General features: G+C 71.8%; 26 protein-coding genes. 12 read left to right on the top strand and 14 right to left on the bottom strand.

Annotation, left to right across the window (positions count from 1 at the left end):
• Positions 1–311: 311 nt before the first annotated feature.
• Entirely contained in the window at positions 312–1352 is a 1041-nt protein-coding gene (locus BJ961_RS04820) for an NAD(P)-dependent alcohol dehydrogenase (protein ID WP_271320057.1), read from the bottom strand.
• A 167-nt stretch (positions 1353–1519) separates the two neighbouring features.
• Between BJ961_RS04820 and BJ961_RS04815 the strand changes: the two genes are divergently transcribed.
• Positions 1520–2395 (top strand): helix-turn-helix domain-containing protein, encoded by an 876-nt coding sequence (locus BJ961_RS04815; protein ID WP_271320056.1) that lies wholly within the window; start codon positions 1520–1522, stop codon positions 2393–2395.
• Positions 2396–2517: 122 nt separating this feature from the next.
• Here BJ961_RS04815 and BJ961_RS04810 read toward each other — a convergent pair whose 3' ends face one another.
• Both BJ961_RS04810 and BJ961_RS04805 read right to left on the bottom strand, forming a co-directional pair.
• Complete coding sequence (locus BJ961_RS04810; protein WP_271320055.1) at positions 2518–2835, bottom strand: DUF397 domain-containing protein; 318 nt, start codon at positions 2833–2835, stop codon at positions 2518–2520.
• Entirely contained in the window at positions 2807–3670 is an 864-nt protein-coding gene (locus BJ961_RS04805; RefSeq protein WP_271320054.1) for a helix-turn-helix domain-containing protein, read from the bottom strand. Before BJ961_RS04805 ends, BJ961_RS04810 begins: the two co-directional genes overlap by 29 nt.
• Before the next feature lie 115 nt (positions 3671–3785).
• Between BJ961_RS04805 and BJ961_RS04800 the strand changes: the two genes are divergently transcribed.
• Together BJ961_RS04800 and BJ961_RS04795 are read left to right on the top strand one after the other, a co-directional pair.
• Complete coding sequence (locus BJ961_RS04800) at positions 3786–4004, top strand: hypothetical protein (RefSeq protein ID WP_271320053.1); 219 nt, start codon at positions 3786–3788, stop codon at positions 4002–4004.
• Positions 4001–4417, top strand: coding sequence for an ATP-binding protein (locus BJ961_RS04795; RefSeq protein ID WP_271320052.1), 417 nt, complete (start codon positions 4001–4003; stop codon positions 4415–4417). The genes BJ961_RS04800 and BJ961_RS04795 overlap by 4 nt, the downstream gene beginning before the upstream one ends.
• A gap of 3 nt (positions 4418–4420) precedes the next feature.
• On the opposite strand, the gene BJ961_RS04790 is transcribed toward BJ961_RS04795, so the two are convergent.
• Positions 4421–5023 (bottom strand): TetR/AcrR family transcriptional regulator, encoded by a 603-nt coding sequence (locus BJ961_RS04790; RefSeq protein ID WP_271320051.1) that lies wholly within the window; start codon positions 5021–5023, stop codon positions 4421–4423.
• A gap of 98 nt (positions 5024–5121) precedes the next feature.
• Here BJ961_RS04790 and BJ961_RS04785 point away from each other — a divergent pair, with 98 nt between their 5' ends.
• Positions 5122–5904, top strand: a complete 783-nt coding sequence (locus BJ961_RS04785) for an MBL fold metallo-hydrolase (protein WP_271320050.1) — start codon at positions 5122–5124, stop codon at positions 5902–5904.
• A gap of 69 nt (positions 5905–5973) precedes the next feature.
• On the opposite strand, the gene BJ961_RS04780 is transcribed toward BJ961_RS04785, so the two are convergent.
• Positions 5974–7221 carry a L,D-transpeptidase gene (locus BJ961_RS04780; RefSeq protein ID WP_271320049.1) on the bottom strand — a complete coding sequence of 416 codons (1248 nt, stop codon included), beginning with the start codon at positions 7219–7221 and terminating at the stop codon, positions 5974–5976.
• 232 nt (positions 7222–7453) lie between these two features.
• Positions 7454–7807 carry a hypothetical protein gene (locus tag BJ961_RS04775; protein WP_271320048.1) on the bottom strand — a complete coding sequence of 118 codons (354 nt, stop codon included), beginning with the start codon at positions 7805–7807 and terminating at the stop codon, positions 7454–7456.
• A gap of 109 nt (positions 7808–7916) precedes the next feature.
• Between BJ961_RS04775 and BJ961_RS04770 the strand changes: the two genes are divergently transcribed.
• A complete protein-coding gene (locus BJ961_RS04770; protein WP_271320047.1) occupies positions 7917–8276 on the top strand; it encodes a hypothetical protein in 360 nt (119 codons plus the stop codon).
• A gap of 46 nt (positions 8277–8322) precedes the next feature.
• On the opposite strand, the gene hutH is transcribed toward BJ961_RS04770, so the two are convergent.
• From hutH to BJ961_RS04755, 3 genes are all read right to left on the bottom strand, one after another.
• Complete coding sequence (gene hutH / locus BJ961_RS04765) at positions 8323–9891, bottom strand: histidine ammonia-lyase (protein ID WP_271416965.1); 1569 nt, start codon at positions 9889–9891, stop codon at positions 8323–8325.
• 93 nt (positions 9892–9984) lie between these two features.
• Complete coding sequence (locus BJ961_RS04760; RefSeq protein WP_271320046.1) at positions 9985–11133, bottom strand: GGDEF domain-containing protein; 1149 nt, start codon at positions 11131–11133, stop codon at positions 9985–9987.
• A gap of 672 nt (positions 11134–11805) precedes the next feature.
• On the bottom strand, positions 11806–12618 hold the full coding sequence (locus BJ961_RS04755) for an enoyl-CoA hydratase/isomerase family protein (protein ID WP_271320045.1): 813 nt from the start codon (positions 12616–12618) through the stop codon (positions 11806–11808).
• A 213-nt stretch (positions 12619–12831) separates the two neighbouring features.
• On the opposite strand from BJ961_RS04755, the gene BJ961_RS04750 reads away from it, so the two are divergent.
• The gene (locus BJ961_RS04750) at positions 12832–13557 is read left to right on the top strand and encodes a hypothetical protein (RefSeq protein ID WP_271320044.1); all 726 of its coding nucleotides are present in this window, start codon (positions 12832–12834) and stop codon (positions 13555–13557) included.
• Between the two features lie 50 nt (positions 13558–13607).
• Here the strand turns inward: BJ961_RS04750 and BJ961_RS04745 are convergent, their stop codons facing one another.
• Positions 13608–14753 (bottom strand): adenylate/guanylate cyclase domain-containing protein, encoded by a 1146-nt coding sequence (locus BJ961_RS04745; protein ID WP_271320043.1) that lies wholly within the window; start codon positions 14751–14753, stop codon positions 13608–13610.
• 115 nt (positions 14754–14868) lie between these two features.
• Positions 14869–15747: a biotin--[acetyl-CoA-carboxylase] ligase gene (locus BJ961_RS04740; RefSeq protein WP_271320042.1), complete on the bottom strand. Its 879-nt coding sequence runs from the start codon at positions 15745–15747 to the stop codon at positions 14869–14871.
• Between the two features lie 112 nt (positions 15748–15859).
• On the opposite strand from BJ961_RS04740, the gene BJ961_RS04735 reads away from it, so the two are divergent.
• From BJ961_RS04735 to BJ961_RS04720, 4 genes are all read left to right on the top strand, one after another.
• Positions 15860–17452 (top strand): acyl-CoA carboxylase subunit beta, encoded by a 1593-nt coding sequence (locus tag BJ961_RS04735; protein ID WP_271320041.1) that lies wholly within the window; start codon positions 15860–15862, stop codon positions 17450–17452.
• A 38-nt stretch (positions 17453–17490) separates the two neighbouring features.
• The gene (locus BJ961_RS04730; protein WP_271320040.1) at positions 17491–17700 is read left to right on the top strand and encodes an acyl-CoA carboxylase subunit epsilon; all 210 of its coding nucleotides are present in this window, start codon (positions 17491–17493) and stop codon (positions 17698–17700) included.
• 109 nt (positions 17701–17809) lie between these two features.
• Positions 17810–17938 (top strand): morphogenic membrane protein MmpB, encoded by a 129-nt coding sequence (gene mmpB, locus BJ961_RS04725; RefSeq protein WP_271320039.1) that lies wholly within the window; start codon positions 17810–17812, stop codon positions 17936–17938.
• A 79-nt stretch (positions 17939–18017) separates the two neighbouring features.
• Positions 18018–18635 (top strand): nucleoside triphosphate pyrophosphatase, encoded by a 618-nt coding sequence (locus BJ961_RS04720; protein ID WP_271320038.1) that lies wholly within the window; start codon positions 18018–18020, stop codon positions 18633–18635.
• Here the strand turns inward: BJ961_RS04720 and BJ961_RS04715 are convergent.
• The gene (locus BJ961_RS04715) at positions 18604–19089 is read right to left on the bottom strand and encodes a hypothetical protein (RefSeq protein ID WP_271320037.1); all 486 of its coding nucleotides are present in this window, start codon (positions 19087–19089) and stop codon (positions 18604–18606) included. The two genes, BJ961_RS04720 and BJ961_RS04715, sit on opposite strands and share 32 nt — an antisense overlap.
• 428 nt (positions 19090–19517) lie before the next feature.
• On the opposite strand from BJ961_RS04715, the gene BJ961_RS04710 reads away from it, so the two are divergent.
• On the top strand, positions 19518–21290 hold the full coding sequence (locus tag BJ961_RS04710; protein WP_271320036.1) for an acetyl/propionyl/methylcrotonyl-CoA carboxylase subunit alpha: 1773 nt from the start codon (positions 19518–19520) through the stop codon (positions 21288–21290).
• 172 nt (positions 21291–21462) lie between these two features.
• Here BJ961_RS04710 and BJ961_RS04705 read toward each other — a convergent pair whose 3' ends face one another.
• The gene (locus BJ961_RS04705; RefSeq protein ID WP_271320035.1) at positions 21463–22440 is read right to left on the bottom strand and encodes a DeoR/GlpR family DNA-binding transcription regulator; all 978 of its coding nucleotides are present in this window, start codon (positions 22438–22440) and stop codon (positions 21463–21465) included.
• Between the two features lie 174 nt (positions 22441–22614).
• Positions 22615–24063 carry an NAD(P)H-quinone dehydrogenase gene (locus BJ961_RS04700; protein WP_271320034.1) on the bottom strand — a complete coding sequence of 483 codons (1449 nt, stop codon included), beginning with the start codon at positions 24061–24063 and terminating at the stop codon, positions 22615–22617.
• Positions 24064–24135: 72 nt separating this feature from the next.
• Between BJ961_RS04700 and BJ961_RS04695 the strand changes: the two genes are divergently transcribed.
• Positions 24136–24573 carry a gamma-glutamylcyclotransferase gene (locus tag BJ961_RS04695; protein WP_061442846.1) on the top strand — a complete coding sequence of 146 codons (438 nt, stop codon included), beginning with the start codon at positions 24136–24138 and terminating at the stop codon, positions 24571–24573.
• Positions 24574–24634: the final 61 nt, after the last annotated feature.

The following is a 24634-nucleotide window of genomic DNA, read 5'->3' as shown; positions in this document are numbered from 1 at the left end:
GGAATTCGGCCCACGTCAGCTTGCCGACGAGCGCGTCTTCCAGGGTGAGGTTCTCGCCAGAACGGTACGCGCGACCTGCTTTCCCGGGAATGCGCACCGGCAGCTTCGGACGCCGGCGGGGTGGAGGGGTGCGTCATGGCTGCTGCTCCCGGGGTCTGGGGCGTCCGGGGGCGGGGTGGGAGCCGATGTGGGTCCGCCCCGCCCGGGCGTCCGTCGTGTGTGTCGTGGCGGTATGACCCGGGGCGGGGCGGCTGTGTGACAGGAAGGAGGGAAGAATCCGGAACATCTTGCCCGGACTCTTCCCGGAGGGATCAGATCGTCGCGGTGTCGATCACGAACCGGTACCGCACGTCACTCGCGAGCACCCGCTCGTACGCCTCGTTGACCTCGGACGCGGCGATCAGCTCGATCTCGGCGCCGATGCCGTGCTCCGCGCAGAAGTCCAGCATCTCCTGGGTCTCGGCTATGCCGCCGATCATGGAGCCGGAGAGGGACTTGCCGCCGCCGAGCAGCGCGAAGAGGTTGAGGGAGACCGGCTCCTCGGGGGCACCGACGTTGGCCAGGGCGCCCTCCGTCTTCAGCAGGCCGAGGTAGGCGGCGAAGTCGAGCGGGGCCGAGACCGTGGAGACGATCAGGTCGAAGCTGCCCGCCAGCTCCTCGAAGGTGGCCGGGTCGCTGGTGGCGTAGTAGTGGTCGGCGCCCAGCTTCAGACCGTCGTCCTTCTTGCGCAGGGACTGCGACAGCACGGTCACCTCGGCGCCCAGGGCGTGCGCGAGCTTGACGGCCATGTGGCCGAGGCCGCCCAGGCCGACGACGGCGACCTTCTTGCCGGGACCCGCGTTCCAGCGCTTGAGCGGGGAGTACGTGGTGATGCCGGCGCACAGCAGGGGCGCGGCCTCGTCGAGGGCGATGCCCTCGGGGATGCCGAGGACGAAGTTCTCGTCGACGACGACCTTCTCGGAGTAGCCGCCGTAGGTGACCTCGCCGTCCTTGCCGACGCCGTTGTAGGTCATCACGTTGCCGTTGGTGCAGTACTGCTCCCGGCCCGCCTTGCAGTTCTCGCACTCGCGGCAGGAGTCGACCATGCAGCCGACGCCCACCCGGTCGCCGACGGCGAACCTGGTGACGCCGGGGCCGACCTCGGAGACGATGCCCGCGATCTCGTGCCCGGGGACCATCGGGAAGATGGCCTCGCCCCAGCCCTCGCGGACCTGGTGGATGTCGGAGTGGCAGATGCCGGCGAACTTGATGTCGATCAGGACGTCGTGTTCACGCACCTCGCGCCGCTCGATGGTGGTGCGCTCCAGCGGCGCCTTGGCGGCGGGTGCTGCGTACGCGGCGACAGTGGTCATGCCGGGTTCTCCGGGTTTCTCTTGACGTGACTGGGTGACGCTTCCACCCTGCCTGCGTCCCGCCGATCCACCCAGACCACGGCTTTGCGTACGACCGGCGTGCGTACCACCGACGGGGACAGGCTCGTGTGCGTACGACCGGGAATACGTCCGGCGATACTGGAAGCATGGATGGACAGCTTGACCGGCGGGCCGAACTGAGCGAGTTCCTGCGCACCCGGCGGGCCCGGCTGAAGCCGGAGGACGTGGGTCTGGAGTCGTACGGGCGCCAGCGCCGGGTCCCCGGGCTGCGGCGCGAGGAGCTGGCGCAGCTGGCCGGAGTGTCGGTGGCGTACTACACGCGCCTCGAGCAGGGCAACGGGCAGAACGTGTCGGCGGAGGTCCTGGACGCGATCGCCCGGGCGCTGCGGCTGACCGGCGCGGAGCAGGCGCACCTGACGCACCTGGCGAGGCCCAAGCAGCAGCGCCGGCGGGCCGGGGCACCGCGGGGCAAGCAGCCGGTGCGGGTGGCGCTGCTCCAGCTGCTGGAGTCGATCGACACGGTGCCCGCGTACGTGACGGGCCGCCGCTCGGAGATCCTCGCCTGGAACCGGATGGCCGCGGCCCTCTTCGGCGACTGGGGCAAGCTGCCGGCCGCCGAGCGGAACTGGGCACGGCTGGTCTTCCTGAATCCCGACTACCGCGAGCTGTTCGTCGACTGGGACCAGAAGGCGTACGACATGGTGAGCTTCCTGCGCATGGACGCGGGCCGCCATCCGGACGACCCGCGGCTGTCCGCGCTGGTGGGCGAGCTGTCGGTGAAGAGCGAGGAGTTCCGCCGTCTGTGGGCCACGCACGACGTCAAGGAGAAGAGCTACGGCGTCAAGCGGGTGCGGCACCCGCTGGTCGGTGACCTGACCCTGTCCTTCGAGACGTTCCGCCTGGTCGACGACGACGAGCAGGCCTTCATCACGTACCACGCGGAGCCCGGCTCCCCGTCGGCGGACGCGCTGCGCCTGCTGGCGAGCTGGGGGACGGACGCGGCGGCCTCACTGCCGATGTGAGGTGGGCGGGGGGTGCGTACCCTTCCGGAAAGGCGAGGACAAACAGGGGAAAGTGTCATCGGGGCGCTCGGATGAGCGGTGGGATGACAGATTCGCCGGGTTGTTCACGGGTTTTGGGGGACCTATGCGTGGAGGGGGGTGAAGGCGCCCCGGCCCAGCGCAGCAACAAAGGGCGCCCAAGCGCCCACGCCGAGCAGAATCACGGGCCCGTCCCCGTCCCCACCCCGCACCGCCTTGGAGTCCCGAACGGGGACAACGCCGGGAACCTCATCGGCGACCTCGACGCATTCGCCACCATCGCCATTGCTGTAGGTCGACTTGCGCCAGAGAGCGGCACCGGGGAAGTCGCTCGCCACCTCGACGCAGTCACCGCCGGAGCCGTTGCTGTAGCTGCTCCTGCTCCACAGCGCGTCACTCAAGTCGATCCGGTTGCTTGCCATTTCGGTAATCCCCTGCCGCTGCCTCGATCCGGGCCAGGGACGTCTCCGGTGACAGTGCGACGGCCCTGAGCCGATCGTACGACTTGCGGTACTCCTCCACGAGCGCCGGATCGTCGAGGGTGACACCGTTGTGCAGCGACTCCGTGTAGACGAGCGGTGGAGCATCCGGGAAGGTCATCAGCTTCGCGGTGCCAACCATGAAGGGGTGCGGGCCGCATGTCCGCGAGAGGATCTGCGGAACGATGCGTCGACGCTCGGACAGCTCCACGACCCGGCCGAGCTGCTCGGCCATTTCCCGGGGCGGCACGATCGGTTCGAGCAGCAGCGACTCGTGCAGGATCACCCAGTACGTCGGAGTGTGGTGGTCCTCCTCGAAGAGGCCGGCACGGGCCATCCTTGCGCTGACTTTCGGCTCGACGTCTTCATCGAGAGCCAGCGGGTGGGTCGCCCGTACGACGGCCCGCGCGTATGCCGGGGTCTGGAGCAGCCCGGGGAAGAGGCTCGGACACCACTCCTCGATGCTCTTGGCGCGCTTCTCCGCCTCCAGGACCTGCTCGAAGTAGGCGGCATGACCGGCCCGCCGCGCCTTCCGCACATCCTCGCACCGCCGCTCGAAGAACCCGTCCGTCCCGAGCACCTGATCCGCGTGCCGCGCCAGATCCAACGGCATCCGCCGCTCGCCCCGTTCGATGTCGCTCAGGTGCGACTTGCCGTAGAAGCTGCCCGCGACCAGCGCCTCCAGCGACAGCCCGGCCCGCTCCCGCTGCCACCTCAACTCCTTGCCGTAGAAGGTCGGGACGCTCGTCGAGCCGTCGATGTCCTTGCGCTGTGCCATGGCCTTGCCTCTTCCGCACTCCGGGCTGCCGACGCGAGATCCCTTTCACGGTAGGGCGCCGCACGCCACTGTGTGAGTGCTTCGTCACAGAGCGCACACGGAAAGGTGCCCGTTCATGCCCCGACCACCCCGTCCGCAGGACGACATGACCCGCTGCGTGGAGGAACTCCGCGCCGCCCTCGCCCTGCACGGCATCACCCTCCCCTCCCTCGGCCTGGACCTGCCGACGTTCGCCGGGACGTACACCCCGCCCGCCGGCCTCGTCTCGCTCGGCAACTGCAACACCGCCACCGCCCGTGCGCTCACCGCGGCTCTGCGTCGGGCGGCGCCGTGACGACGACCTGGGAACTGGACCTGCTCGCCACGTCGGAGGCGGTACCGGAGGTGCGTCGCCTCCTGCACCGGTACGACCACGACGTCCGCCTGTGCGTGACCGAGTTGCTGACGAACGTCATCGACCACGTGGGCGAGGGAACCCCCACGACCGTCCGCGTCGTCGAACTGCCCACCGGCCGCACGCGCGTGGAGGTCACCGATCCCGACCCCCGCGCCCTGCCCCTCCTCACCGGGCCGGTCCCCGTCACCGACGAGTCAGGGCGCGGCCTCGCCCTCCTCGACGCGCTGGCGCTGCGGTGGGGCGTGGAGCAGTGCGGGGACCACAAGACGGTCTGGTGCGAACTCGCGGGAGAGCCGCCGCTCGACGACGTCCGGGAACCCGCCGCCCCGGCGGTCCGGAGTGGTCGGTGACGGTCAGGACTGGTCCAGGGCCCGTTCGATCGCGCGGCGGGCCCGGCCCGCGGCCCTCCGGTCGTGCTGGAGCTGCATCGCCGCGTTCAGCGCCAGTCCGGCGGCGACGATCTCGAACAACGCCTGGTCGACATCGAATCCGGCGGGCAGCTCACCGCTGTCCACCGCCGCGGCCAGGTCCGCCCGCAGCTGTCCCCGCCAGCGCGACCACACCTCGGCGACCGCGTCGCGGACCCGGCCGGGGCGGCCGTCGTACTCGGTGAGCGCCGCGGTCATCAGGCAGCCGCCGGGCAGCAGGGGCTCTTCGAGGTAGTCCACGGAGTTGGCGCACACCGCGCGCAGCCGCCGCAGACCCGGCGGCTCGGCCAGCGCCGGCTCGACCACGCGGTGCCAGAAGTCCACGAACGCCTTGTCCAGGGTGGAGATCTGCAGCGTCTCCTTGGTGCCGAAGTGCTTGTGCACCCCGGACTTGCTCATCTCCAGCTCGTCGGCGAGCCGGCCGATGGTGATGCCGTCCAGACCTTCCTCGGAGGCGATCTCGGCGGCACGGCCGAGGATCCGCCCCCTGGTGGCCTGCGCTTCCGCGGCTGAGCGACGTGGTGACATACGCCAAGAATAGCGTACGGACGTTCGCTATTGATTTAGCGAACGTCCGTACGCTAAGTTCCGGAGCAACCACCGGAACGAAGGAGAAGGAGCACGAGATGCGAGTGCGACGACTGGGCTGGGCCGGAGTGGAGATCGAGTCGGGCGGCGAGCGGCTGGTGATCGACTACGTGCGGGACCTCTCACCGCTGTTCACGGGGTGGCAGCCCGGAGAAGGGGTGGCGGCGCCGAGCGGGCGGGCCTCCGCCGCCCTCGTCACCCACCTGCACCGGGACCACACCGACGCGTCCGCGCTCGCGGACGTGCTGACGCCGGGGGCGCCCGTGCTGCGGCCGGCGCCCGGTCACGGCGACGACGTGGACAACGTGACGACGCTGCTGGCGGAGCGCGAGCTGACCCAGTACGGGCTGGCCGCCGAAGTCGTGGACGTCTGGTCCACCCGCGACCTGGGGCCGTTCCGCGTCACGGCGGTCCCCGCCGTGGACGGGCTGGGCGACCCGCAGGTGAACTGGGTGGTGCAGACCGACGGGCAGCGGATCTTCCACGGCGGCGACACGATGTTCCACGGCTACTGGTGGCTCGTCGCACGCCGGTTCAGCCCGTTCGACGCGGTGTTCCTGCCCGCCAACGGCGCGGTGGTCGACGCGCCGCACCTGCAGCCGCCGAGCCCGGTGCCCGCCGCACTGGACCCGCTGCAGGCCGCCGCGGTGGCGGAGATCCTCGACGCCCGGTTCGCGGTGCCGATCCACTACGAGCCGGAGCAGCCGGACAAGATCCCGGGTTACGTCGAGGTCTCCGACCCGGAGGCCGACTTCCGCGCGCACGCCGGACGGCGCGCGCACGTACTGGCGACAGGGGAATGGCTGGACCTGTCCTCCTGACGAGACAGCGCCTGCCGCCCCGGTGCGGGGCGGCAGGCGCTGTGCGTGGTGCAGAGGGTGCCGGGGCCGTCAGGCCGCCGAACCCGCCTTCCACTGGGCCCAGTCCATGTTCCAGCCGTTGAGGCCGTTGTCCGGGGCGATGGTCTTGTCGCCGGTGTTCTGGACGACGACCACGTCACCGATGATCGAGTTGTTGTAGAACCAGGCGCCCGGCGTGTTCGGGTCGTTCGCGCCCTTGGCGTCCTCCAGGCCCACGCAGCCGTGGCTGGTGTTGGCGCTGCCGAAGATGCCCTTGCCCCAGTAGTTGCCGTGGATGAAGGTGCCGGAGGTGCTCAGGCGCATGGCGTGCGGCACGTCCTTGATGTCGTACTCGCCCTTGCCGTCGTCGTCGGTGAAGCCGACGGTCGAGCCGTCCATCCGGGTCTCCTTGTACTTCTCGGAGATCACCATCTGGCCTTCGTAGGTCTTGTTGTCCGGGGAACCGGCGGAGATCGGGATGGTCTTGATCGTCTTGCCGTCCTGCGTGACCTTCATCTGCTTGGTCTTGGCGTCGACGTAGGAGACCTGGTTGCGGCCGATCTTGAAGGTGACCGACTTCTGCTGGACGCCGTAGACACCGTCGGCGCCCTCGACCCCGTCGAGCGCCAGCTTGAGGGTGACGGTGGACCCCTCCTGCCAGTACTTCTCGGGGCGGCAGTCCATGCGCTGGGTGCTGAACCAGTGGCAGGCGACCTCCTGGCCGCTGCTGGTGTTGACCGTGATGCCCTTCTGGACGGCGGCCTTGTCGGTGATCTGCTTGTCGAAGTTGATCGACACGGGCATGCCGACGCCGACGGTCTTGCCGTCGTCCGGGGTGAAGGTCCCGATGAAGCTGTTCTCGGGGGAGACCGTGGTGAACGACGCGTTCTCGTGGGCGGCGCGGCCCTCGGAGTCCTGGGCGGTCGCCGTGATCTGGTACTTGGTGGCGCGCTCCAGCTGACCGCCGGGCTTCCAGCTGGTCTTGTCGGCGGATATCTCGCCCTTGACCTCGGTGCCGTCCGTGGCGGTCATCTTCACCTCGGTGAGCGTGCCCTTGCTCACCGTGACGCCCGCGGAGTTGTTGATGGAGGCGTTGTCAGAGCCGCCCTTGGGGGTGATCTTGATCTGGGCCTCTGAGGTCTTCTTCGCCGCCGCCTCGTCGACCTCGGCCTGCGAGGTCTTGCCGTCCCCACCCCCGGAGGTGTCGGCGTCGCTACTGGAACATGCCGAGAGCACCAGCACACCGCCGAGCAGTGCGGACGCGGCCGCCAGGCCCTTGCGCCGCTTACCGTCCGTCATCACACGCTTCTCCATCGTTGCCGATTCCCGAAACCCCGAGATACCCCGTCAATAACTTTCAACGCTACGACCGGTTCGTCCCGTTCCACATCGCTCACGGATGTGGGCCATACCACGTTTGCCGCCGGAGGCAGGAGGCGGTGCGGGGAGGGAGCGGTCAGTGCGCAACCGTGAGACGACGAAACCCCGGGCGGCGGTTGCCGCCCGGGGCCGGGATTTTCCCCACACCGCGTCAGCCGACCGTCATTTCATCGTCTTCCGGGTCGTTCTCGTCGCCATCATCCCCGTCGATGTCCCACTCGGGCGAGGCGGGGTCGTAGTCGATGTACTCGCTGCTCCAGGAAGCCTGTTGGAGTTCGACCCCGGGCACCGCCCCGACCAGGTCGAACGGGTCCACGAGATGGGCCAGGGCCTCGGCGGTGTCCTCCGTCACAGCCCGCTTGGAGTCGGCCCGTTCCGCGTCGGACAGGTCGGCGTCCTCGGCGAGCGCCTGCAGCGCGGTCCCGGTGACGGCCTCCTCGTCGTCGATCTCGAGAACGAGGTCGACCCGAATACGTACAAACCGTGATGTCTCTGGAGTGCTCATGCCCGGAGCGTAAGGCCGACCCCTCCCGTGACTTTCCTGTGACCCGCGCCTTTCACTAACATCTGCCCACACGGCCAATTCGCCAGCGCCACAAGGGGATCGATATTCCGTGTCATCCGCTCGCCGTCCGTTGCTGACCGCCGCCGCCGCGGGCGGCCTGCTGTGCGCCCTGTGGTTCGTCCCCTCGGCGAACGCGACCCCCGAGACACCGGTGCTCGAGACCGCGGCCGCGGCCCCGTCTCCGCAGGTCACGGCCCAGGCCAGAGCCGTGTCCGCGGATACGTCCGCGCACGCTTCCGTCCGCACGTCCACGGACACGGACACGGCCGCGACCGGCGTGGGCGACACCCGCCTGGCCGACACCGGCAGCTTCGACAGCACGCCGTACGTCGTCGGCGGCGCCCTGTGCCTCGGCCTCGGTGCCGGCTTCGTGGGCTACTCGGTACGCCGGGAACGCCTCGGCCTTTGAGAGAACTTGACGTTCTTTTGGCTCTCTTGACCGTCCCGGGGTCTCGCTAGCCCAGCGGCCCCGTGACCGTCTCCGCCGCCGCGACCAGCTGCCCGGAGCGCACGAAGGCGTCCGCCGCGGCGAGGTCGGGCGCCAGGAACCGGTCCGGTCCCGGACCCTCGACACCGGCCGCCCGTACGGCGTCGATGACGGCCCGTGAGGCCGGGGCGGGGGTGAGGCCCTCGCGGAGCTGGATGGCGCGCGTGGCGGCGTACAGCTCTACGGCGATCACGCGCGTGAGGTTGTCGACGGCCGTACGCAGTTTGCGCGCCGCCGACCAGCCCATGGACACGTGGTCCTCCTGCATCGCGGAGGACGGGATCGAGTCCGCCGACGCCGGTACGGCGAGCCGCTTCAGCTCGCTGACCAGGGCGGCCTGCGTGTACTGGGCGATCATCAGGCCGGAGTCGACGCCCGCGTCGTCGGCGAGGAACGGCGGCAGGCCGTGGCTGCGGTTCTTGTCCAGGAGCCGGTCGGTGCGCCGCTCGGCGATGGAGCCGAGGTCGGCGACCGCGATGGCGAGGAAGTCCAGGACGTAGGCGACCGGGGCGCCGTGGAAGTTGCCGTTGGACTCCACCCGTCCTCCCCCAGAGCCGAAAGCCTGGGAGGTACCCCCAGGCAGGACGACGGGGTTGTCCACGGCCGCGGCCAGCTCGCGCTCGGCGACGAGTCCGGCGTGGGCCATGGTGTCGCGTCCGGCGCCCGCGACCTGCGGGGCGCAGCGCACCGAGTAGGCGTCCTGGACGCGGGGGGCGTCGTCCTGGTGGTGGCCGGTCAGGCCGGAGCCCTTGAGTACGGCGGCCATGTTGGCGGCGCTGGCGGCCTGCCCGGGGTGCGGGCGGATGGCGTGCAGCTCGGGGGCGAGCACCTTGTCGGTGCCGAGCAGGGCCTCCATGGTCAGCGCGGCGGTGATGTCGGCCGACTTGTAGAGGGTGTCGAGGTCGGCGAGGGCCATGACCAGCATGCCGAGCATGCCGTCGGTGCCGTTGAGGAGGGCGAGGCCCTCCTTCTCGCGCAGCTCGACCGGCGCGATCCCGTGCTCGGCGAGCAGCTCACCGGCCGGCCGCACGGTGCCGTCGGGTCCCTCGGCGTCGCCCTCGCCCATGAGGGTCAGCGCGCAGTGCGACAGCGGGGCGAGGTCGCCGGAGCAGCCCAGGGAGCCGTACTCGTGCACGACCGGGGTGATACCGGCGTTGAGCACGTCGGCCATGGTCCGCGCGACCTCGGGGCGGACGCCGGTGTGTCCGGAGCAGACGGTCTTCAGCCGCAGGAACATCAGCGCCCGGACGACCTCGCGTTCGACGCGGGGGCCCATCCCGGCGGCGTGCGAGCGGACGATGTTGCGCTGCAACTGCGCGCGCAGGTCGGGGCTGATGTGCCGGGTCGCGAGGGCGCCGAAGCCGGTGCTGACGCCGTAGACGGGGTCCGGCTTGGCGGCCAGCGCCTCCACGACGCCGCGGGCCGCCGCCAGCGCGGCGACCGCGTCGCCGGAGAGTTCGATCCGGGCGCCGCCGCGCGCCACGGCGAGGACGTCGGACGCGGTGACCCCGGACGTCCCCACCACCACAGTGTGCATATCCATATTCAGGAGCGTACGCAGTGAATTCGATGATGTCACGAGGGGTCGCGTCACGGATGCGCACGGGCTGCGCCCCTTACCGGAGCGGGGTTACGGCGAGTGCCGCCCGCGGAACCGCCTGCGCTCCCCGTCCTCCTCGCGGGAGGGCTCGTCCGCGAGCCGCACGACGGGGTCGTCGGGCCCCTCGCGCCCCGCGACGACCGGACCGGACGCCCGCTCGGCCTTGGCGCGGTACTGGGCGGCGTCGGCGAGCCGGAACAGCCGGCGGGCCGAGCGGACCGGCCCGACCGGGTCGTCCGTGGACGCCACCCCGCAGGCCACGCCGTCGCCCAGCTCCAGCTCGGCCGCCCGGCGGCACAGCTCCTCGGCCGCCTTGACCACGGCGTCGGCGGTCGGCCCGACCGCGAGCAGGCAGAACTCGTCCCCGCCGAGCCGCGCCGCGAGCGCCCCCGGCAGCATCGCCCCGCACAGCGACAGCACCGAGCCGAACCGCTCCAGGAGCCGGTCCCCGACGGCGTGACCGTGCGTGTCGTTCACGCGCTTGAGGCCGTTCAGGTCGCAGACCACGAGGCTGACGACGACGCCCTCCCCGCGGTGCCGCTCGACGGCCTCGTCCAGCGCGGAGTCGACGGCCCGGCGGTTGGCCAGCCCGGTGAGCGCGTCGGTGTACGCCAGCCGCCGCACCTCTTCGAGCCGCTCGGTCTGCGCGATCCCGGCGGCGACGACGGAGGCCAGTACGGTGGCGAAGTCGGCGTCGGGCCGCTCGAAGACCCGCTCCCCCACCGGCCGGGCCACGTACAGCTCGCCCCAGGCCCGCCCGTGCAACACGATCGGCGCGACCACGCAGCAGCCGCGGCCCCGCCGGCGCAGGGCGGCGACACGCTGGTGGACGTACCCGGGGCGCCCGGCGGCGGGCCCCTCGGCCGTCTCGACCCAGGCGTCGGGCTCGCCGCCACCGGCCCAGCGCTCGTGCAGGAACTCGGTGATCTCCGCGAACTGGTGCACCGGGTAGGACTCGTCCTCCGGGAACTCCTCCTCGTCCTCGGCCCGCCGGCCGACGTTCACCAGGACCCGGAGCCGCCCCAGCTCGCGCTCCCACACCGACAGCGCGGCGAAGCTGCCGCCCAGCGCCAGACACCCGCCGAGGGCCGCCGCCCGCCACGCCTCACGCGCGCTGTGCGCGGCGGCCATGCCCTGCGCCAGCGCGACCACGGCCGCGAGCCGCCTGTCGTCACCCATCACTCCAGGCTAGGGAAATTCACGGAGAAACGTTACTCAAGCAGGGCGAACCGGGCGAGTACCGGCCCGCTCCACCGCCCTGCCGGCGAGGCGACGCGCGACACGCGGGACACGCGGACGACTGTTCACGCCGCACGGCGACGACGCCGGCCCGCACCGACCACGACGGCCGACCACCATCGGCCCACGGCAAGCGGCACGCCGCGCCGGACCGCATCGAAACCAGCGCCCGACGACCGGCCACGCAGGACGATGGCCACCCCTCGACGGGGGGCGAGTACCGGCCCGATCCGCCGCCGACGCACGACACGCGGACGACTGCTCACGCCGCACCGGCCACGACGGCCGACCACCATCGGCCCACGGCAGGCGACAAGCGGCGCCGAACCCCGCCAGGAGCCGCGCCCGGGGACCGACCGCGCAGGTACGACGGTCACCCCCGGACAGGCAGCCGCCGGCCCGCGGCAAGCGGCGCGCGACGCCGCCGGACCGCATCGGGCGCCACGCCCAGCGACCGACCGCGCAGGACGACGGCCGCCGGCCACCGAGCCGCGCCTGCCCCACCCACAGCGGGCGACGCCGGACGCGCAGTCACCGGGGCTCCCGGTCACGCGCCGGACGGGGACCGACGGTGTGGGAGAGGGCGGCGGCGGCCGCGCCCGGTCGGTCGGCTCACTCGCCCGGCCACCGCGGCGCCCGCTTCTCGTTGAACGCCGCCACGCCCTCCGCCCGGTCGCCCGAGAACGCCACCGACCGCCACGCCGCGTCCTCGACCTCTAGCCCCGCCCGCAGATCGAGGCCGTGCCCGAGCCGCAGCGCCCGCTTGGCCGCCCTCAATCCCACGGGCGAGTTCGTCGCCATCCGGGAGGCGAGGTCCAGCGCCTCCTCCCGGTCCCGCCCCTCGTCCACCAGCTGGTCCACGAGCCCCAGCTCGCGCGCCTCCCCGGCCGCCACCCGCCGCGCGGTGAACACCAGCTCGGCCGCCCGCGCCGCCCCCACCCGGCGTGGCAGCAGCTGCGTACCGCCGCCGCCCGGGATCACCCCCACCGACACCTCCGGCAGCCCCACCACGGCCGTCCGGTCGGCCACGATCACGTCGCACGACAGCGCCAGCTCGAACCCGCCGCCCAGCGCGAACCCGTGCACCGCCGCGACCGTCGGCTGCGGCAGCTCCAGCACCGCCGTGTACGCCGCCCGCGTCACCGGCCGCTGCCGCAGCAGGTCGGCGTCGGAGAAGGAGTTGCGCTCCTTCAGGTCCGCGCCGACGCAGAACGCCCGCTCGTGGGTCGAGGTCAGCACCACCACCCGTACGCTCCGGTCCTCGCCCAGCGCCGCGCACGCCGCGCCCACGGAGCGGGCCATCGCGGTCGAGACGGCGTTCATGGCCTTCGGCCGGTCGAGTGCCAGTTCCGCGACGTGCCCGTCCCCGTGGCGCCTCACCAGGACGAACTCTCCGAACCGCTCCTCGCTCGTGACACCGCTCATGACACCCTCCGGTTAACGCGTGTTAACAAGTCGACGGCCCGATCATCGCAGGCCGATCCGCACGGAGGGAAGGCCGGACGCGCCCGCGCCCCACCCCCGCCCCGCTTACCCGTTCGAGTGACATCCGGTCGACCCCCGCGCCCCGGGCGACGGGAGCCCGTAGCGTCGCTCCGCCACAGCGCGGCGGGGCGGCGCGGGCGCTCGGGAGGGATCATGACGACGACGGTGACGACGACCGGCACACCGGAGACGACCGGCACACCGACGAAGCCGCGGCACCCGTGGGGCCGCCGCGGTCGGCACCGTCGGCCCGGCCCCCGCAGGGTGCTGCTGGCCGCGGGCGGCCTCGCCCTGGCGGCCGGCGCCCTGGCCCTCGTACCTCTGCTGCCCGAGCCGGGTGGTGACGTGGACGACCCGGCCGCCCGGGCGGGTTCACGCGTCGACGGCGCCACGGGCCGGGCGACGACGCCCACCGCCGACGGCACCGACCGGATACGGACGCCCGGAGCGAGCCCTTCGGCGACCTCCGCCATGGGCGGTCTGAACGGCTCCCCGGGACCGAGCGCCGTACCGGGGCGCATACCGGGCCCGTCCGCGAGCCCCCCGCACGCTCCACCCGCCACCGCCGCGCCCGTGCCCGGCTCCCCCGACGGGCGGCGGGCCGGGGAGCGGGACGAAGGAAGGGAAGCGGGACGGGCGGCGGACAGAGGAGACGGAAGGAGAGCGGGAGCAGGAGCAGGAGCGGACGAGGCCGAGCGGGCTCCGGCGGCCCCGCACGCTCCGCGGCCCTCGCGGTCCGACCCCGCGGCGCCCCGCCCCGCCCCGACCCCGTCGGCGGGCGCCAACCCTCCACCGGCCCCCGACCCGGGGCAGGGCCCCGACGATCCGGGCCTGTGCGTGCCCGTCATCGGCCTCTGCGTCGACCTGCTCGACGGCTGACGACCGGGACCCAGGACCTGGCGCCCGGCGCCCGGCGCCCGGGTGAGGGCCTACGCCTCCCCGCCGCCGTCCGCCCGGCGCGTGAGCAGCCACGGTTCGACCACGCCGAGACCGCGGACCGGCCGCTGCCACATCGGCTGGAGCGCGAACCGGTACACCGGCGGCTCCTCGCCCTCCTTCTCCGCCGCGGCGGCCTCCTCGGCCGCGGCCGACTCCGAGGCCGGGGCGTCGCGGGTGCGGATCAGCTCCTCCGCGAAGGCGGAGTCGACGAGGACCGCGTCCTTGGGCGCTATCGAGGTGAGCCGGGAGGCCAGGTTGACGGTGGTGCCGAAGACGTCGCCCATCCGCGTGGTGACCGTGCCGAAGGCGATGCCGACGCGCAGTTCCGGCATGGTCTCGTCGTGGGCCATCGTCTCGACGAGGAGCAGCGCGATCTCGGCGGCCGTACCGGCGTCGTCGGCGGCGTACAGCACCTCGTCGCCGAGGGTCTTGACCAGCCGCCCGCCGCGCGCGGCCACCAGGTCGGCGGAGGTGGTCTCGAAGGCCTCGACCAGCTCGCCGAGCTCCTCCTCCTCCATCCGCCGGGTCAGCCGCGTGAAGCCGACCAGGTCGGCGAAGCCGACGGCGAGCCGCCGGTCCACCATCTCCTCGTCGTCCCCGGCCTGGATGACGCGGCCGGCCGAGGCGGCGAGCTGGCGCCGCCAGACGTAGACGAGGAACTCCTGCAGTTCGGGAAGGAGCAGCTCGACGATGGGATATGTGACCTCGGTGCGCGTCATCCCGGGCTCGGGGGGCTCGGTCAGGCCCTCCAGGAAGGAGTCGATCTGCCACTCGGCCAACCGGGCGGTGGTCTGTCCCGTGGACCGGGCGACCTGGACGGCCATCGCCTCGCTCAGCAGCCCCGCCTCCACCAGACCGGCAAGGCGCCGCAGGGCGAGGACGTCGGCCTCGGTGAGCGCCTTGGCCTGCCCGATGTCGGCGAAGCCCATGGCCCGCCAGAAACGGGAGGCGAGCTCCATGGAGACGCCCGCGCTGCGGGCGGCCTGGAAGGGGGTGTAGCGGCGCTCGGCGCCCAGGATGAGCCCCTCGAGGCGCAGTGCGAGCGGGTCCTCCCCGGGGTCGGCGGAGTCCGGGGCGGGCTCGGGGTCCACCCGGCCGTCCCCGTCCGCGCCGGAGCCCGTGTCGTCGACGCTCACGCCTGCTGCCCTTCCGATCTGCCGCGGTCAGGTTCGACCGGCCCCAACTTTACGTCAGGTGTGCCCCAGCTCACTCCGGTGCGGCCCGCACTCCGAGAGTGCCCCGGAGTCGCGCTCACGCCAACCGCAGGTGCACGATGTCGCCCGCGCCCACCGGCTCCTGCACCCCCGCCTCCGTCGCCAGCACCAGCCGTCCGTCCCCGTCCACGGCGACGGCCTCCCCCACGAGCGACCGGTCGCCCGGCAGCTCCGCCCGCACCATGCGGCCGAGCGTCGCGCACCCCGCCGCGTAGGTCTCCTGGAGTCCGCTGGCCGCCGGGTCGCCGTCGGCCGCCCGCCAGCGCCCGTACCAGTCTTCCAGCGACCGCAGTACCCCGCGCAGCAGCGGGTCCCGGTCGGTGCCGGTGGCCCCGGCGAGCGCCAGGGACCCGGCCCGCGGGACCGGCAGCTCGTCCGCCCGCAGGCTGACGTTGATGCCGACGCCGATGACGACGCCGTCGGTCCCGGCCCGCTCGGCCAGGATGCCGCCGGCCTTGCGCTCCTCGCCGCCCACCGTCACCAGCAGGTCGTTGGGCCACTTCAGGGCGGTGTCGACGCCCGCGACGCGGGACAGCCCGGTCGCCACGGCGACGCCGGTGAGCAGCGGCAGCCAGCCCCAGCGGGTCACGGGGACCTCGGCGGGCCGCAGCAGTACGGAGAAGAACAGCCCGGAGCGCGGCGGCGCCGTCCACCGCCGGTCCAGGCGTCCCCGCGCGGCGCTCTGCTCCTCGGCGACGAGGACGACCCCCTCGGCCAGATCCCCTTCCGCGGCGCGGGCCACGAGGTCGGAGTTGGTGGAGCCGGTGCGCTGCACCACGTCCACCTGCCGCCACAGGCCCCCCTCCCGTACCAGGCCCCGGCGCAGGGCGGTGCCGTTGAGGGGCGGCCGGTCCAGGTCGGACCACCGGCTGTGCGGGGCGTCGTTCGGAGAGTCGGAGGAATCTCGGGGCGTCATGCAACCCACACTAGGTGTGGGAAACACCGCACTGCCGATCGGAAGGGCCCCTACTACTCTACGGATGAGTAACCGTCCCCCCGTTTTTGAGCAGGCAGGGAGCCGCATCCCGATGTCCGAGCCGGAAGAGCAGCAGCCCGACATCCACACGACCGCGGGCAAGCTCGCGGATCTCAGGCGCCGTATCGAGGAGGCGACGCACGCCGGTTCGGAACGCGCCGTGGAGAAGCAGCACGCCAAGGGCAAGCTGACGGCCCGTGAGCGCATCGACCTCCTGCTGGACGAGGGCTCGTTCGTCGAGCTGGACGAGTTCGCCCGGCACCGCTCCACCAACTTCGGCCTGGAGAACAACCGCCCCTACGGCGACGGCGTCGTCACCGGCTACGGCACCGTCGACGGCCGGCCCGTCGCCGTGTTCTCCCAGGACTTCACCGTCTTCGGCGGCGCGCTGGGCGAGGTCTACGGCCAGAAGATCGTCAAGGTGATGGACTTCGCCCTCAAGACCGGCTGCCCCGTCATCGGCATCAACGACTCCGGCGGCGCCCGCATCCAGGAGGGCGTCGCCTCCCTCGGCGCCTACGGCGAGATCTTCCGCCGCAACACCCACGCCTCCGGCGTGATCCCCCAGATCAGCCTGGTCGTCGGCCCGTGCGCGGGCGGCGCGGTCTACTCCCCCGCGATCACCGACTTCACGGTGATGGTCGACCAGACCAGCCACATGTTCATCACCGGCCCCGACGTCATCAAGACCGTCACCGGCGAGGACGTCGGCTTCGAGGAGCTGGGCGGCGCCCGCACCCACAACTCCACCTCGGGCGTGGCCCACCACATGGCGGGCGACGAGAAGGACGCGGTCGAGTACGTCAAGCAGCTCCTGTCGTACCTGCCGTCCAACAACCTCTCCGAGCCCCCCGCCTTCCCCGAGGAGGCGGACCTGGCGGTCACGGACGAGGACGCCGAGCTGGACGCGATCGTCCCGGACTCGGCGAACCAGCCCTACGACATGCACTCCGTCATCGAGCACGTCCTGGACGACGCCGAGTTCTTCGAGACCCAGCCCCTGTTCGCGCCGAACATCCTCACCGGCTTCGGCCGCGTCGAGGGCCGCCCGGTCGGCATCGTCGCCAACCAGCCCATGCAGTTCGCCGGGTGCCTGGACATCACCGCCTCCGAGAAGGCGGCACGCTTCGTGCGCACCTGCGACGCCTTCAACGTCCCCGTGCTCACCTTCGTCGACGTCCCCGGCTTCCTGCCCGGCGTCGACCAGGAGCACGACGGCATCATCCGCCGCGGCGCCAAGCTGATCTTCGCCTACGCCGAGGCCACGGTGCCGCTCATCACGGTCATCACCCGCAAGGCCTTCGGCGGCGCCTACGACGTCATGGGCTCCAAGCACCTGGGCGCCGACCTCAACCTGGCCTGGCCCACCGCCCAGATCGCCGTCATGGGCGCCCAGGGCGCGGTCAACATCCTGCACCGCCGCACCATCGCCGACGCGGGCGACGACGCCGAGGCCACCCGCGCCCGCCTGATCCAGGAGTACGAGGACGCCCTCCTCAACCCCTACACGGCGGCCGAACGCGGCTACGTCGACGCCGTGATCATGCCCTCCGACACCCGCCGCCACATCGTGCGCGGCCTGCGCCAGCTCCGCACCAAGCGCGAGAGCCTGCCCCCCAAGAAGCACGGCAACATCCCCCTCTGACCCCCCGCACCCCCCCGATCCCTCCGGAAGGAGCCGCTGTGACCATCAAGGTCGTACGGGGAAACCCCTCCCCGGAAGAACTCGCCGCCGCCCTGACAGTGGTCAGGGCCCGCGCCGTGGCGACGGAATCCGAGCCGTCCACCGCCGAGGCCCCACGCGACGCGTGGTCGGACCCGTCCCGCATCGCGGCCCACCGCCTGCCCCACCCGGGCCCGACGTCATGGACCCGTACGTTCTGGCCGAGCTAAGCGGACCTCCCAGGGGCGCGGGGAACCGCGCACATCACCGCAACCCCGCGCCCCGATCTGAGTACCCATACTCAAGTCGCCGCCCCCGTCCAAGCCGCACGCTGGTGGCATGCTGTGGTCCGACCCCGAGAACAAGCCGCCCGAAGAACTGCGCGACACGCAGGACATGCTGCGGCGGCTCGGCGTCTTCCTGGCGCTGGCGATGGTCCTGGCGATGATCGTGCTCGGTCTGAGATGACCTGGCTCTGAGATGACCTCGGTCCGGGATGTCCTCGGTCCGGAATGAGCGCCCCCGCCCGGGTGACTACCCTGACCCCATGACTGCTCAGCCCCGCCGACTCGTCCTCGCCTCCCAGTCCCCGGCCCGGCTCGGCCTGCTGCGCCAGGCCGGACTCGCCCCCGAGGTGCTGGTGAGCGGCGTGGACGAGGAGGCCGTTTCCGCGCCCACCCCCGCCGAGCTGGCCCTCGCCCTGGCCGAGGCGAAGGCCTCCGTCGTGGCCGCGCGGCCGGAGGTGCACGGCGCCCTGGTGATCGGCTGCGACTCGGTGCTCGACCTGGACGGCCGGGCGCTCGGCAAGCCGGCCGACGCCGAGGAGGCCACCGCCCGCTGGAAGGCGATGCGCGGCCGGGCGGGCACGCTGCAGACCGGCCACTGCGTCTGGGACACCGCCTCCGGCCGCCATGTCTCGGCGACCGCCTCCACCGTCGTCCGCTTCGGCGAGCCGACCGACGACGAGATCGCCGCCTACGTGGCCTCGGGCGAGCCCCTGTACGTCGCCGGGGCGTTCACCCTGGACGGCCGCTCGGCCCCGTTCATCGACGGCATCGAGGGCGACCACGGCAACGTCATCGGCCTCAGCCTGCCCCTGCTGCGGCGCCTTCTCGCCGAACTGGGTGTCGGTATCACGGAGTTGTGGGCGCCGGTGGAGGGCTGACCGGGGCGCCGTCGCCGCCCTTGCCGCCCTCGGGCCGCTGCCCGGCGGCGGCCGGCTCCTCCCGAACGTCGTACGTCATCAGCAGCAGCACGATGAGACCCAGCACGACGACCATGAAGACGAAGGCGCCGGGGCCCACCAGGCCCCAGCTGAAGGCGCCGAGCAGCCCGTGCACGACCGCCGCGCTGATCAGCAGGACCTTGCCGAGCCCGGCGGGCGGGCGGTCGCGCAGGGCCACGAGCAGCGCGACCAGGGCGCACAGCGCGAAGTAGAGCCCGAAGACGATTCCGCCGATCTTCGAGGACACCGACATCATGTGCGGGTCGAGACCGGCCAGGGACATGTCCTGCCGGTCGACGACGACCCCCAGCAACCAGTTCAGCGCCACGACGCCGACCGCCTCCGCGAGCAGCACGACCGCCACGATCCACGCCACCGGCCTGCGCACCGACACCGGTCCCCACCCACTTCCGACCGCTGCCCGCACAGGACAGCTGCTACCCCAAGTACGCCCGCCCGCCGCCCGACCACTACCCCTCAGGGAGGCCCTTCGGGCCACGCATGTCCTTCAGCACGAGGAACGCTACTAACGGGTAAACCTCGCCACAAGGGGTCTGCCGCGAGCAAAGAATCATTGGGCCATTAGTAGGGACTCGACAAAGAAACGGAGTGGCCCGCAGCACGCCCTTACAGAGACCTTGACCACACGGGAGGGCTAGGGTTTCCCCGGGGAGTCCTACGTACCGCGGTACTGCGGGGCCTTCGCGGGTCGAGCGAGCCTCGAATCACACTCCGTGTGGGCAAGCTCACCATTGGGGACGGGTCGAAGTGCCGTGTCGGCAGTCCCTAAACTCGGCTTGTTTCAAGGAGGGAGCCTCAATCGTGCGCAAGGTGCTCATCGCCAATCGTGGCGAAATCGCTGTCCGCGTGGCCCGGGCCTGCCGGGACGCCGGGATCGCGAGCGTGGCCGTCTACGCGGACCCGGACCGGGACGCATTGCATGTTCGCGCCGCTGATGAGGCGTTCGCCCTGGGTGGTGACACCCCCGCGACCAGCTATCTGGACATCGAGAAGGTCCTCAAAGCCGCGCGCGAGTCGGGCGCGGACGCCATTCATCCCGGGTACGGATTCCTCTCCGAGAACGCGGAGTTCGCGCAGGCGGTCCTGGACGCCCAGCTGATCTGGATCGGCCCGCCCCCGCACGCCATCCGCGATCTGGGCGACAAGGTCGCCGCCCGCCACATCGCCCAGCGGGCCGGCGCCCCCCTGGTCGCCGGCACCCCCGACCCGGTCTCCGGCGCGGACGAGGTCGTCGCCTTCGCCAAGGAGCACGGCCTGCCCATCGCGATCAAGGCCGCGTTCGGCGGCGGCGGCCGCGGCCTCAAGGTCGCCCGCACCCTGGACGAGGTACCGGAGCTGTACGACTCCGCCGTCCGCGAGGCGGTGGCCGCCTTCGGCCGCGGGGAGTGCTTCGTCGAGCGCTACCTCGACAAGCCCCGGCACGTGGAGACCCAGTGCCTGGCCGACACCCACGGCAACGTGGTCGTCGTCTCCACCCGCGACTGCTCCCTGCAGCGCCGCCACCAGAAGCTGGTCGAGGAGGCCCCCGCGCCCTTCCTCTCCCAGGACCAGCTCGACCAGCTGTACGCGTCCTCCAAGGCCATCCTGAAGGAGGCCGGCTACGTCGGCGCCGGCACGGTGGAGTTCCTCGTCGGCATGGACGGCACGATCTCCTTCCTGGAGGTCAACACCCGCCTCCAGGTCGAGCACCCGGTCACCGAGGAAGTCGCGGGCATCGACCTGGTCCGCGAGATGTTCCGCATCGCCGACGGCGAAGCGCTCGGCTACGGCGACCCCGTCCTGCGCGGACACTCCTTCGAGTTCCGCATCAACGGCGAGGACCCCGGCCGCGGCTTCCTGCCCGCCCCCGGCACCGTCACCCTCTTCGATCCCCCCGCCGGACCGGGTGTCCGCCTGGACGCCGGTGTCGAGTCGGGTTCGGTGATCGGCCCCGCCTGGGACTCCCTGCTGGCCAAGCTCATCGTCACCGGCCGCACCCGCAAGGAGGCCCTGGAGCGCGCCGCCCGCGCCCTGGACGAGTTCAACGTCGAGGGCATGGCCACCGCCATCACCTTCCACCGCGAGGTCGTCCGCGACGCCGCCTTCGCGCCCGAGCTGACCGGCTCGACCGACCCGTTCACGGTCCACACCCGCTGGATCGAGACGGAGTTCGTCAACGAGATCAAGCCGTTCACCGCGCCCGCGGAGGGCGAGGCGGACGAGGAGTCCGGCCGCGAGACGGTCGTCGTCGAGGTCGGCGGCAAGCGCCTGGAGGTCTCCCTCCCCTCCTCGCTCGGCATGTCCCTGGCCCGCACCGGCCTGGCGGCCGGGGCCCGCCCCAAGCGCCGCGCGGCCAAGAAGTCCGGCCCCGCCGCCTCCGGCGACACCCTCGCCTCCCCCATGCAGGGCACCATCGTCAAGATCGCCGTCGAGGAGGGCCAGGAAGTCCAGGAGGGCGACCTGATCGTCGTACTCGAGGCGATGAAGATGGAACAGCCCCTCAACGCCCACAAGTCCGGCACCATCAAGGGCCTGGGCGCAGAGGTCGGCGCATCCATCACGTCCGGCGCCGCGATCTGCGACATCAAGGACTGACGACACCCGCGACACGACGGGGCGTCCGGCGGACATGGTCCGCCGGACGCCCCGTCCGTGCAAGGTCACGCCGAAGACCACACAGCAACGAACAACCGACAACCGACAACTCACAACTGACAGCCGACAACTGACAGCCGACAGCCGACAGCCGACAGCCGACAGCCGACGACTACCGGCGTCGCATGTCGGCGACGCGCGCCCGCTCCGCCCCGCCGTTCTGCTCACCCAGGGCGGTGGCCGAGCGCAGTCCGCCCGCCGCGCCCGGAACCTGACGGCGCGGTCCCGGAAGCGGTACGTCCCGGCGCTGCTGACGCGCCGGGACGCCGTCACCCCCCGGGGCTCCGGCGCCGTTCGCCGCACCCCCCGAGGCACCGGCCACGGCGATCTGCACGCCCTGGTCGGCCAGGGCCTGGAGTTCGGTGGCGGCACGGTCGTCGTGGCCCGGCGACTCGTCGGTGACCAGACGCGTGATGACGTCGGTGGGCACGGTCTGGAACATGGTGTCCGTACCCAGCTTGGAGTGGTCGGCGAGGACGACGACCTCGGCGGCGGCCTGGACCAGCGCCCGGTCGACGGACGCGGACAGCATGTTGGAGGTGGACAGCCCCCGCTCGGCGGTCAGCCCGCTCCCGGACAGGAATGCCTTGGAGACCCGAAGCCCCTGCAGGGACTGCTCGGCCCCCGACCCCACCAGGGCGTAGTTGGACCCTCTGAGCGTGCCACCGGTCATCACGACCTCGACCCGGTTGGCGTGGGCGAGGGCCTGGGCCACCAACAACGAATTGGTGACGACGGTCAGCCCGGGCACCCGCGCGAGCCGGCGTGCCAGCTCCTGCGTCGTGGTACCCGCTCCCACCACGATGGCTTCGCCCTCTTCGACGAAGCTCGCGGCGAGATCGGCGATGGCCGTCTTCTCGGCGGTCGCGAGATGGGACTTCTGCGGAAAGCCGGACTCTCGCGTGAACCCGCCCGGCAGTACCGCACCGCCGTGCCGGCGGTCGAGGAGTCCTTCTGCCTCCAGTGCGCGCACGTCCCGCCGTACGGTCACTTCGGAGGTCTGGACGACGCGGGCGAGCTCACGGAGCGACACGGCCCCGTTCGCTCGCACCATTTCGAGGATCAATTGGCGACGTTCTGCAGCGAACACGAAACTGACAGTAACCCCAACGACCGTCTGCTTTCAGCAGTATGCGCCGAATAACAGAAGTTGTTCGCATGCCACCACCGGAAGTGGTATACGGGCCTACTCCGGCCGCCTATGCCGCCCGCAACAGCGGCAACTCCCCGTAACCGGCGGGGAGTCGATTCAAGCCGCGAGGACTCAGCCCTCCCCGCCGTCCTTCCGCGTGTGCAGCTGCCGCGCCACCTCCGCGATCGACCCGGACAGCGAGGGATACACGGTGAAGGCGTTGGCGATCTGCTCGACCGTCAGGTTGTTGTCGACGGCGATCGAGATCGGATGAATCAGCTCCGAGGCCCGCGGCGCCACGACGACACCCCCCACCACGATCTCGGTCCCCGGCCGGCAGAAGATCTTGACGAAGCCGTCCCGGATGCCCTGCATCTTGGCGCGCGGGTTGCGCAGCAGCGGCAGCTTCACCACCCGGGCGTCGATCCTGCCCCCGTCGACGTCGGCCTGCGAGTAGCCGACGGTGGCGATCTCGGGGTCGGTGAAGACGTTGGCGGAGACGGTCTTGAGGTTCAGCGGAGTCACCGCATCGCCCAGGAAGTGGTACATGGCGATCCGCCCCTGCATCGCCGCCACCGAGGCGAGCGCGAAGACGCCGGTGACGTCACCGGCGGCGTACACGCCGGGAGCCGAGGTCCGCGAGACCCGGTCGGTCTTGATGTGCCCGGAGTCCTTGAGCCGGACCCCGGCCTCCTCGAGCCCCATCCCCTCCGTGTTGGGAATGGCACCCACGGCCATCAGACAGTGCGACCCGGTGATGACGCGCCCGTCGGACAGCGTCACCTCCACCCGGTCCCCCACCCGCTTGGCGGACTGGGCCCGGGACCGCGACATGACGTTCATCCCGCGCCGCCGGAACACGTCCTCCAGCACGGCAGCGGCGTCCGGGTCCTCACCGGGCAGCACCCGGTCCCGCGACGACACGAGAGTGACCCGCGACCCGAGCGCCTGATAGGCCCCGGCGAACTCGGCACCGGTCACACCGGAGCCGACCACGATCAGCTCTTCGGGCAGCTCCTCCAGGTCGTAGACCTGGGTCCAGTTCAGGATCCGCTCTCCGTCGGGCCGCGCGTCCGGCAGCTCCCGCGGATGCCCACCCGTAGCAATGAGCACCGCGTCGGCGGTCAGCGTCTCCTCGCTCCCGTCGGCGGCCCGCACCACGACCTTGCGGGACCCGTCGAGCCCCTGCATGCCCTCCAGCCGCCCGCGCCCGCGCATGACCCGCGCACCGGCGCGCGTCACGGAGGCGGTGATGTCGTGCGACTGCGCCAGCGCGAGCCGCTTCACACGCCGGTTGACCTTCCCCAGGTCGACCCCGACCACCCGGGCGGCCTGCTCCATGGGAGGGGTGTCGTCGGCGACGATGATCCCCAGCTCCTCGTAGGAGGAGTCGAAGGTGGTCATCACCTCAGCCGTGGCGATGAGGGTCTTGGACGGCACGCAGTCGGTCAGCACCGACGCCCCGCCCAGACCGTCGCAGTCGACGACGGTCACCTCCGCGCCGAGCTGAGCGGCCACCAGCGCCGCTTCGTATCCGCCGGGTCCGCCGCCAATGATCACGATCCGAGTCACGTACTCCATTGTCCCGCACGCCTCAACGAGAGGCCGCCCGGGGCCACCACCGTTACAAGAACGGCGCGTACCCTTCCCCTCATGTCGCTCTACGCCGCTTACGCCGGCAACCTCGACGCGCGGCTGATGACCCGCCGCGCCCCGCACTCGCCGCTGCGCGCCACCGGCTGGCTGAACGGGTGGCGGCTGACCTTCGGGGGCGAGCACATGGGCTGGGAGGGCGCCCTCGCGACCCTCGTCGAAGACCCGATCTCCCAGGTCTTCGTCTCCCTCTACGACATCGCCCCGATGGACGAGGACTCCCTGGACCGCTGGGAGGGCGTGGGCCTGGACATCTACCGCCGCACCCGCGTCCGCGTCCACACCCTCGACGGCGAGGAGGGTGCCTGGACCTACGTCCTGAACGCCTATGAGGGCGGCCTGCCCTCCGCCCGCTACCTGGGCGAGATCGCGGACGCCGCCGAATCGGCCGGCGCCCCCCACGACTACGTCATGGAACTCCGCAAACGCCCCTGCTGAGGACCACCCTCGTCGAAACCTCCAACCCAAAAACCACCATCCCGTGACCTCCGCCATCTAC

This window comes from Streptomyces lienomycini (assembly GCF_027947595.1).
Classification (GTDB): domain Bacteria; phylum Actinomycetota; class Actinomycetes; order Streptomycetales; family Streptomycetaceae; genus Streptomyces; species Streptomyces lienomycini.
Note: the sequence above shows the minus strand (reverse complement) of the source record. Positions and strands in the feature narration are given on the sequence as shown.

What these genes read in the sequence shown, in the direction of transcription:
- BJ961_RS04820 (WP_271320057.1), bottom strand. Translation starts at nt 1,352, where the DNA reads ATGACCACTGTCGCCGCGTACGCAGCACCCGCCGCCAAGGCGCCGCTG.
- BJ961_RS04815 (WP_271320056.1), top strand. Translation starts at nt 1,520, where the DNA reads ATGGATGGACAGCTTGACCGGCGGGCCGAACTGAGCGAGTTCCTGCGC.
- BJ961_RS04810 (WP_271320055.1), bottom strand. Translation starts at nt 2,835, where the DNA reads ATGGCAAGCAACCGGATCGACTTGAGTGACGCGCTGTGGAGCAGGAGC.
- BJ961_RS04805 (WP_271320054.1), bottom strand. Translation starts at nt 3,670, where the DNA reads ATGGCACAGCGCAAGGACATCGACGGCTCGACGAGCGTCCCGACCTTC.
- BJ961_RS04800 (WP_271320053.1), top strand. Translation starts at nt 3,786, where the DNA reads ATGCCCCGACCACCCCGTCCGCAGGACGACATGACCCGCTGCGTGGAG.
- BJ961_RS04790 (WP_271320051.1), bottom strand. Translation starts at nt 5,023, where the DNA reads ATGTCACCACGTCGCTCAGCCGCGGAAGCGCAGGCCACCAGGGGGCGG.
- BJ961_RS04785 (WP_271320050.1), top strand. Translation starts at nt 5,122, where the DNA reads ATGCGAGTGCGACGACTGGGCTGGGCCGGAGTGGAGATCGAGTCGGGC.
- BJ961_RS04780 (WP_271320049.1), bottom strand. Translation starts at nt 7,221, where the DNA reads ATGACGGACGGTAAGCGGCGCAAGGGCCTGGCGGCCGCGTCCGCACTG.
- BJ961_RS04775 (WP_271320048.1), bottom strand. Translation starts at nt 7,807, where the DNA reads ATGAGCACTCCAGAGACATCACGGTTTGTACGTATTCGGGTCGACCTC.
- hutH (WP_271416965.1), bottom strand. Translation starts at nt 9,891, where the DNA reads ATGCACACTGTGGTGGTGGGGACGTCCGGGGTCACCGCGTCCGACGTC.
- BJ961_RS04760 (WP_271320046.1), bottom strand. Translation starts at nt 11,133, where the DNA reads ATGGGTGACGACAGGCGGCTCGCGGCCGTGGTCGCGCTGGCGCAGGGC.
- BJ961_RS04755 (WP_271320045.1), bottom strand. Translation starts at nt 12,618, where the DNA reads ATGAGCGGTGTCACGAGCGAGGAGCGGTTCGGAGAGTTCGTCCTGGTG.
- BJ961_RS04750 (WP_271320044.1), top strand. Translation starts at nt 12,832, where the DNA reads ATGACGACGACGGTGACGACGACCGGCACACCGGAGACGACCGGCACA.
- BJ961_RS04740 (WP_271320042.1), bottom strand. Translation starts at nt 15,747, where the DNA reads ATGACGCCCCGAGATTCCTCCGACTCTCCGAACGACGCCCCGCACAGC.
- BJ961_RS04735 (WP_271320041.1), top strand. Translation starts at nt 15,860, where the DNA reads ATGTCCGAGCCGGAAGAGCAGCAGCCCGACATCCACACGACCGCGGGC.
- mmpB (WP_271320039.1), top strand. Translation starts at nt 17,810, where the DNA reads ATGCTGTGGTCCGACCCCGAGAACAAGCCGCCCGAAGAACTGCGCGAC.
- BJ961_RS04720 (WP_271320038.1), top strand. Translation starts at nt 18,018, where the DNA reads ATGACTGCTCAGCCCCGCCGACTCGTCCTCGCCTCCCAGTCCCCGGCC.
- BJ961_RS04700 (WP_271320034.1), bottom strand. Translation starts at nt 24,063, where the DNA reads ATGGAGTACGTGACTCGGATCGTGATCATTGGCGGCGGACCCGGCGGA.
- BJ961_RS04695 (WP_061442846.1), top strand. Translation starts at nt 24,136, where the DNA reads ATGTCGCTCTACGCCGCTTACGCCGGCAACCTCGACGCGCGGCTGATG.